This is a genomic window from Microvirga arvi (genome assembly GCF_016892765.1).
In the GTDB taxonomy this organism is placed as follows: domain Bacteria; phylum Pseudomonadota; class Alphaproteobacteria; order Rhizobiales; family Beijerinckiaceae; genus Microvirga; species Microvirga arvi.
In genome coordinates, this window is the sequence record NZ_JAFEMD010000061.1 from 23,254 (window position 1) to 29,944 (window position 6,691).

6 protein-coding genes are annotated in these 6,691 nt (G+C 62.8%); 3 read left to right on the forward strand and 3 right to left on the reverse strand.

What is annotated here, in order from left to right:
• Positions 1-158: 158 nt before the first annotated feature.
• Entirely contained in the window at positions 159-983 is an 825-nt protein-coding gene (locus ILT44_RS24905; protein ID WP_204242305.1) for an IclR family transcriptional regulator, read from the reverse strand.
• Positions 984-1,171: 188 nt separating this feature from the next.
• Here ILT44_RS24905 and ILT44_RS24910 point away from each other — a divergent pair, with 188 nt between their 5' ends.
• The 3 genes from ILT44_RS24910 to ILT44_RS24920 are packed head-to-tail and all read left to right on the forward strand — an operon-like array spanning position 1,172 to position 4,156.
• Entirely contained in the window at positions 1,172-2,155 is a 984-nt protein-coding gene (locus ILT44_RS24910) for a Bug family tripartite tricarboxylate transporter substrate binding protein (RefSeq protein WP_204242306.1), read from the forward strand.
• An 8-nt stretch (positions 2,156-2,163) separates the two neighbouring features.
• Entirely contained in the window at positions 2,164-2,631 is a 468-nt protein-coding gene (locus tag ILT44_RS24915) for a tripartite tricarboxylate transporter TctB family protein (RefSeq protein ID WP_204242307.1), read from the forward strand.
• 25 nt (positions 2,632-2,656) lie between these two features.
• Positions 2,657-4,156, forward strand: a complete 1,500-nt coding sequence (locus tag ILT44_RS24920) for a tripartite tricarboxylate transporter permease (protein ID WP_204242308.1) — start codon at positions 2,657-2,659, stop codon at positions 4,154-4,156.
• A gap of 325 nt (positions 4,157-4,481) precedes the next feature.
• On the opposite strand, the gene ILT44_RS24925 is transcribed toward ILT44_RS24920, so the two are convergent.
• Positions 4,482-5,576, reverse strand: a complete 1,095-nt coding sequence (locus ILT44_RS24925) for an IS1595 family transposase (protein ID WP_204242309.1) — start codon at positions 5,574-5,576, stop codon at positions 4,482-4,484.
• Positions 5,577-5,677: 101 nt separating this feature from the next.
• Positions 5,678-6,379: an IS6 family transposase gene (locus tag ILT44_RS24930; protein WP_239468520.1), complete on the reverse strand. Its 702-nt coding sequence runs from the start codon at positions 6,377-6,379 to the stop codon at positions 5,678-5,680.
• Positions 6,380-6,691 lie beyond the last annotated feature (312 nt).

The following is a 6,691-nucleotide window of genomic DNA, read 5'->3' on the forward strand; positions in this document are numbered from 1 at the left end:
ATCCCACCTCCGAAATATCCCGTCAATTGGAAAAATGTCCCGCATTGCGGGATGAGCTGGAGGACGCAATAAGACAGGCCCGGAAACCTTCTCATGAAGAATTGTTCGGGGATGGGTCAGCCGAGGCCAAACTAGGCGCGGACCGGAGGCCAGAGCCCTTAAAGCTGGGCCGAGATCGCGTTCGCGCTATGAATGACGATCTTCGAGAGCGACTCGACTTCGCCGATCGGGATTTTCCAGGCCGGCCCGCTGATACTCACGGCAGCGAAGACCCGGGCGTTCTGGTCCCGGATGGGAGCGCCAATGCAGCGCAGGCCGGGCTGGTGCTCCCCTTCGTCGATGGCATAGCCGCGTTCGCGGATGCGGGACAGCTCGGCGATCAAGTCAGGGCCTTTCGTGATGGTCGTATCCGTATAAGGCCGCAGGCCGGCCGCAATCAGCCGGTCGATCACGGCTGGCGGCTGGAATGCCAAAACCGCCTTGCCGACGCTGGTGCAATGCACGGGGGCATTCTCGATATACGTTGGAGGCGTGGTGCTGTCGGACGGATCGGAGCGGTGGATCACAACTGCCTGCCGCCCGTCGAACACTGCCAGATGAACGAGTTGGCCGGTCAGGCGCCCGAGTTGCTCCACATACGGGCGCGCCTCCCGGTGAAGATCCATGTTCGAAAGAACGATGTTACCGAACTCGAAGAGCTTAAGGCCAAGGCGGTACCGGTCGCGCGTCCGGTCCTGGTCGAGAAAGCCGACCTCCCGCATGGAGGCCAGAAGGCGGTGGGTCGTACTGCGAGGCAGTCCGGTGCGGTCGCACAGCTCCGCCAGGGACATGGCTCGGTCGACGGTCGAGAAACATTCGAGGATCCTGACGATCTTGCTCAGGGACTTGAGGGTGTCGTCGGAGCCTCGTCCCGGCCGGGCCGGTGCGCCGGCGGTCCTCTCTCCCTCTGCAGTATTAACCCGCTTCACCTTACCACCGTCCATTACGAAACCTCGTGCGCCGATACCGGAACACCACCGGAAGAACAACATTGCCGTCTGTCCGAGTTGACAGGACGACCGAGCTGTTATCCTAATATGCGGGATAAGAGTCTGCAATCCGATACAGGAAGCGTCCTCGTCACGCCCCTAATCGGCAAATCAGCCTGCCCGCCCACTCGGAAGGAAACGCAATGACCCTCACACGACGCACCTTCGTCTCATCAGCGCTTTTGACCTCCGCCTTCGTAGGCGGCTCCACCAAGATGTCGCTGGCTGCTGACTTCCCATCCCGGGACATCACGATGATCGTGCCGTGGGCGGCGGGCGGCGGCACTGACGCGCTTGGTCGAACCCTGACCAAGAACGCGAAGCAGTATATCGGCGTGAACGTTCCCGTCGTGAACCGCCCCGGCGGCACCGGCGTCGCGGGCATGCAGGCAGTCGCTCAGGCTAAGCCAGACGGCTACACCGTCGGCCTCGTCACATTCCATCTGTCGAGCTACCGGCTGACCGGTGTCAGCACCCTGTCCTACCAGGATTTCGAGCCCATCATGCTCCTGAACAGGTCGCCGACCGGCTTCCTGGTCAAGGCGGACTCGCCGTTCAAGGAACTGAAGGACCTCGTGGAGTACGCCAAACAGAATCCGGGCGTCGTCACGGTCGCGACCTCTGGCGCCGGGGCCGTTCCTCACCTTTCGGCGGCGCTCCTCGCCAAGCAGCTCGGCCTGAAGTTCACCTTCGTGCCGTTTGATGGCGGCGCTCCGGCCCGAACGGCCGTGCTTGGCGGCCACGTCACGCTGCTGGCCGTCAATTCCGAGGAGGCGCTGCAGTTCTACAAGACGAAGCAGCTGCGATTCCTCGCCCTCAACAGCAAGGAGCGCCACTCCTCCTTCCCGGACGTGCCCACGGTGGCGGAGGCGGGCTATCCGCTGGACGTGCTTCTGCTGGACTGGCGCGGCCTCGCTGCCCCCAAGGGCACGCCGCCCGAAGTGCTCGCCACCCTGAGGACCGGCTTCAAGAAGATGGCCGAGGATCCTGAATACAAGCGCCTGATGGATGAGATGGCGCTGCCCCGCGCCGACGCCGAGGGCGACCAGTTCCGTGTGTTTCTCGAGCAGATCGAACAGGCTCTCGAGCCTGCCCTCGCTGAAACCGGACTCCTCAAGAAGAGCTGAGACGCGCCATGACCCATGCCCGAAGGCCCAGCGACCTGATCGCGGGAGGCATCCTGTGGGTCATCGCCGTGATCATCTGGTGGCAATCGACGACTTGGCCGGCGGCAGCGGATGTCGCCGGCAACCCCGTCGTGCTGCCGCGGATCATCGCAGGAATCATGGTGGTCGTCGGATTGGCCCTGGTCCTGCGGCGGCGCCCCGATCCGGAGGAGGTCGAGGGCGGCGGAAGACACCGCCCGCGCGATACGGTGCTGGCTGTGGGAACAACAGTGGCGCTCGCTCTCCTGCTCGACCCTCTCGGCCTTATCCCAGCCGGCATACTCTACGTTCTCGTGCTGCAACGGCTCGTTGGAGCACCGTGGCGGATCGCAGTGCCGTTCGCCGTGGCGACGCCGGTAGCGATCTGGCTCGTCTTCGTGACCGCACTCCATGTCCCGCTGCCAGTCGGCGAGATCTGGTCATTCGTCAGCCCCTGACCCGCAGAACCTTCCGGCTGGATCCATGTTCGATATCCATCTCCTCCTCTCCGGCTTCTCAGCCATCACGAGTATCGAGGTCTTCCCGTTTCTCGTTCTCGGGTCGCTGCTGGGTATCGTCGTGGGAGCGATCCCCGGCCTGACGGCCACCATGGCGATCGCGCTCCTCATTCCGTTCACGTTCTCGATGAACCCGATCTCGGGCATTGTGATGCTGCTGGCGATCTATGCGGGCGGAATCTATGCGGGCGGGATCGCGTCGATCCTGATCCGGACGCCGGGGACCCCCGCAGCCGCGGCAACTTTGCTGGACGGCTACCCCATGGCCCAGAAAGGCGAGGCCGGACGCGCGATCGGCATCGCCACGATCTCGTCAGGCATCGGCGGCCTTTTCTCGGCCTGTGCTCTCACGCTGTTCGCACCCCTCCTCGCCACGCTGGCACTGCGTTTCTCAGCGCCCGAATATTTCGCCTTGGCGGTGTTCGGCCTTACCGTGACGATGAGCCTTGCGGGCAACTCACCCTTGCGGGGTTTCACGTCGGTGCTCATCGGCCTTGCAGTCGGCCTGATCGGCATCGACCCGATCGGCGGCTTCCCCCGGTTGACGTTCGGCCTTCCGGAGCTCAGCGGCGGCTTCAATTTTGTCGCGGTGATGATCGGCCTTTTCTCCCTGTCGGAGGCTTTCCGGCAGATAGAGCAAATGGGCACCCTTCCGCCCGTGCCACCCGCCGTGCGCAATGTCCTGCCCCGCCTCGGCGAAATTCTCGGCATGTGGAAAGTCTACCTGCGCTCCTGTATCTACGGGCTCATCGTCGGCGTTGCCCCTGGTGTCGGCGCAGAAACCTCGAGCTTCCTCTCCTATGCTGAGACGAAGCGCACCTCGAAGGACCCGTCCCGCTTCGGAAAGGGCGCCCCGGAGGGCGTGGCGGCCGCTCAAGCGGCAGAGAACGGCAGCACGGGCGGCGACCTTCTGCCGATGCTGACCCTGGGCGTTCCGGGCGATGCCGCCACTGCTGTTCTCATGGGGGCTCTGACGATTCACAACCTGCAGCCTGGGCCACTGCTGTTTCAAGAGCGGCCGGATCTCGTCCACCAGATCTTTGCAGGCATGATCTCGGCCAACATTACCTTCGTGATCATCGGCTTACTGGGAGCCCGGCTCTTCGCAAAGGTAGTGCAGATTGACCGTCGCGTCCTCGTGCCGCTGGTTTGCCTCCTCAGCCTCGTGGGCGCCTATGCCATCGACAACAACCCCTTCGACGTCTGGGTCACTCTCGGCTTCGGCGTGATCGGCTGGCTGATGCAGCGCAACGGCTTCCCGGTGTCCCCGCTGGTGCTCGCAGTGATCCTCGGAGGCATGATGGAATCGAATCTCCGGCGCTCGCTCGTGATGGGCCTTGGCAGTCCTACCGTGTTCCTCGACCGGCCAATCGCCCTAGTAATCCTAGCCCTTGCAGGCCTGACCCTCGTGGGCGTCCTGCGGCGGCTCAGGAAACCAGAGTCCGGCCTTGCCGTTGCTGGGTAAATCCTATTCGTGCCAGGAGCGCAGGGCAGCACCGATCGCACAGCGAGCCGCTTTGCATAACGGGTCTGGCTGCGCTCTTTAAACCGCTGTTTGTTGCCGGCGACGCCCGGCCTCCCGCCAGTCGTCCAGCGCAAACGGCTCGTGGCCCTAGCATCACGAATCCGGGCACATTGACTGCCCATTGGTGCTTACAAAGAGGGCATCTTCCACAAGACCGGCACCTCGTCAACTCTGGACAAATAGCGCATCCTGTCCGCGACATCGCATGCAAACGCTCGTTCGAGGGGTCAGCGCAAGATCTGTTCCTGATTATACGCCGGCATTTTCAACCAAAGACAGCTACTTTCGAGAGAAGGTCGATCCCTCCGGCTTTCGTCCGCCGCATTTCACGTCCCACCGCCGCGCGGAATACGGCTGGGAGCTGCAGAGCAGGCGGTATTCGCGCCCACAAGGTTTTGGTCACCGGTCGCCCCTTGCGCGTCCGTCGCGGCGCTTGGCCTGTGACAACCCGCTGCGACCAGCGAAAGCCGATCTCGTTGAAGTAGAGATCCGCGTGATGCCGGCTGATGTGGTGGAACACCCCTGAGACAGTGCGGCGGATCCGATCGTTGAAGCCTTCCGCCGAGTTGATGTGAACGGGACCACGGGCGTACTCACGAGCTTTATGATGAACAGTGTCGTGAGCTGCAAATGCGCTGCCCAGAGAGACAAACGCTTTCCATTCGTCGCTCATCAGATGAGCGTCCGGATCGACGGCTTCCGTGAGAACCCGGTCAGCGTCGGACTCAGACAGGTCCTCGATGACTGCCGCCCGGGTCTCGCCAGCAGGTGCACCGACGCTCAGATCCAAGGGTCGCTGCACGGCCACAAGGGCCGGTGTTTTCAAGGTCTTGGACTGGCCCTTGCGTCCGCGGCCGGGTGGAGAATAGTTCGCATCCCGCCGCGGCTTGCCGCCCAGATAGAGGGTGTCAATCTCGACCACGCCATCCAGAGTGTGCTCGCGCCCAACCATCAGACGCAGAGCATGGCCCATGCGCCAAGCCGTTGGTTGGCTGATACCGAGGGCCTCTGCCAAGCGGATGGAGGAGATGCCCTTGTCCGACTGCAGCATCAGCCCGAGACCAGAGAGCCACACCCGAAGTGGAAGCTTCGTTGCGTGCAGGGGCGTGCGGGTCGTGACAGTGAACTGGAACCGGCAACCTCCACTTGAGCATTGGTAGAGCCCGGGTCGGGCTCGCTTCCCACTCTCCCGGCCCATGAGGGCGATAGAGCGTCGATAGCCGCAGGCCGGGCAAACTCGTCCGTTCGGCCACACCATCGCCTCGAGCAGGCGCCGGCAGCGATCCTCATCCTGGAAAGCTCTGACCATATCCGGCACCGTGGTGATGCCTGACAGCGCCTCGCGGACAAACAACTCCATGCTGACCTCCTGGTCAGATCATCGATCACGAGATCAGAGTCTGGGCTTGTCACGTTATCTATCCACGGACGCAATGAGACTTGATTTGCGCCGAAGTTGGTTCAAGCGGTGGCGCCGACCACAGCTTTCCATTCTGCCATCGTGGTAAGGCGATGCAGATGCGTGGCAAGGGCGGAGCGGCGGGAACGGGGTGGAACGAAGAGGTTGCGGACGGCTGAGAAGATCGTGGTGAACCTCTGCAGGCCTCCCGGCGATCGAAAGCCCTGCATGACCCGCTCTCGTCGGCGCAAGGGCAGATGTGAATTCTCTGCTCGGTTGTTAAGCCCCTTGTGCGATCGGTGTTCGACGCCTGGCATGACCTGACGCCGGGCAGCGGTGTAGGAGCCTAGTTTGTCGGTGATCATCCGCCGCGGCGAGCAGCCCTGCTTCTTCGGAAGGCGCGTCAGCAAGCGTTTGGCGGCCTTGGTGTCGCGTCGGCTCTGGAGGATTTCATCCAGCACATAGCCGTCCTGATCAACCGCCCGCCACAACCAGTGTTTCTGGCCAGAGATCGTGACCGCGACCTCATCCAGGTACCAGATGTCACGGCAGCTTGGCGGCTTGCGCCTGAGGCGGCGAGCGTAAGCCGGCCCGAACTTCAGCGCCCATCGGCGGACGGTCTCGTAGGAGACGAGGATGCCGCGCTCGAGCAGCATCTCCTCGACGAGCCGCAGGCTCAGCGGGAACCGGAAGTACAACCACACCGCATGGGCGATGATCTCGGGTGGGAAGCGATGGCGCTTGTAGCTGACAGACTTGCTCATGTCAGCCAGTCTACCCGCCTCGCGATCAGTCCGAGTTAACGTGACAGCACCCTTGAAAGGCCGAATAGAGCATCGGACGAAAAGGCGGAACCACGCCCTACTCCTCTCCGCTGGGCAGAGGTGGGGGATCGAGCGGGTCTGATAAATCGTCCGATGCTCTAGTCCGGAGATTTCCCGGCACAGGGCGTAGCTGTTGTACAAATAGTTCGTCGGGCTCGAACCTGTTCGCGTTTTGACACATGGAGTAATTCCGGGGACCGCGCCATAACCTGGCTCTGGGAATCAGCTCTCTACCATCGACGAGGCCCACGC

What these genes read in the sequence shown, in the direction of transcription:
- ILT44_RS24930 (WP_239468520.1), bottom strand. Translation starts at nt 6,379, where the DNA reads ATGAGCAAGTCTGTCAGCTACAAGCGCCATCGCTTCCCACCCGAGATC.
- ILT44_RS24905 (WP_204242305.1), bottom strand. Translation starts at nt 983, where the DNA reads ATGGACGGTGGTAAGGTGAAGCGGGTTAATACTGCAGAGGGAGAGAGG.
- ILT44_RS24925 (WP_204242309.1), bottom strand. Translation starts at nt 5,576, where the DNA reads ATGGAGTTGTTTGTCCGCGAGGCGCTGTCAGGCATCACCACGGTGCCG.
- ILT44_RS24910 (WP_204242306.1), top strand. Translation starts at nt 1,172, where the DNA reads ATGACCCTCACACGACGCACCTTCGTCTCATCAGCGCTTTTGACCTCC.
- ILT44_RS24920 (WP_204242308.1), top strand. Translation starts at nt 2,657, where the DNA reads ATGTTCGATATCCATCTCCTCCTCTCCGGCTTCTCAGCCATCACGAGT.
- ILT44_RS24915 (WP_204242307.1), top strand. Translation starts at nt 2,164, where the DNA reads ATGACCCATGCCCGAAGGCCCAGCGACCTGATCGCGGGAGGCATCCTG.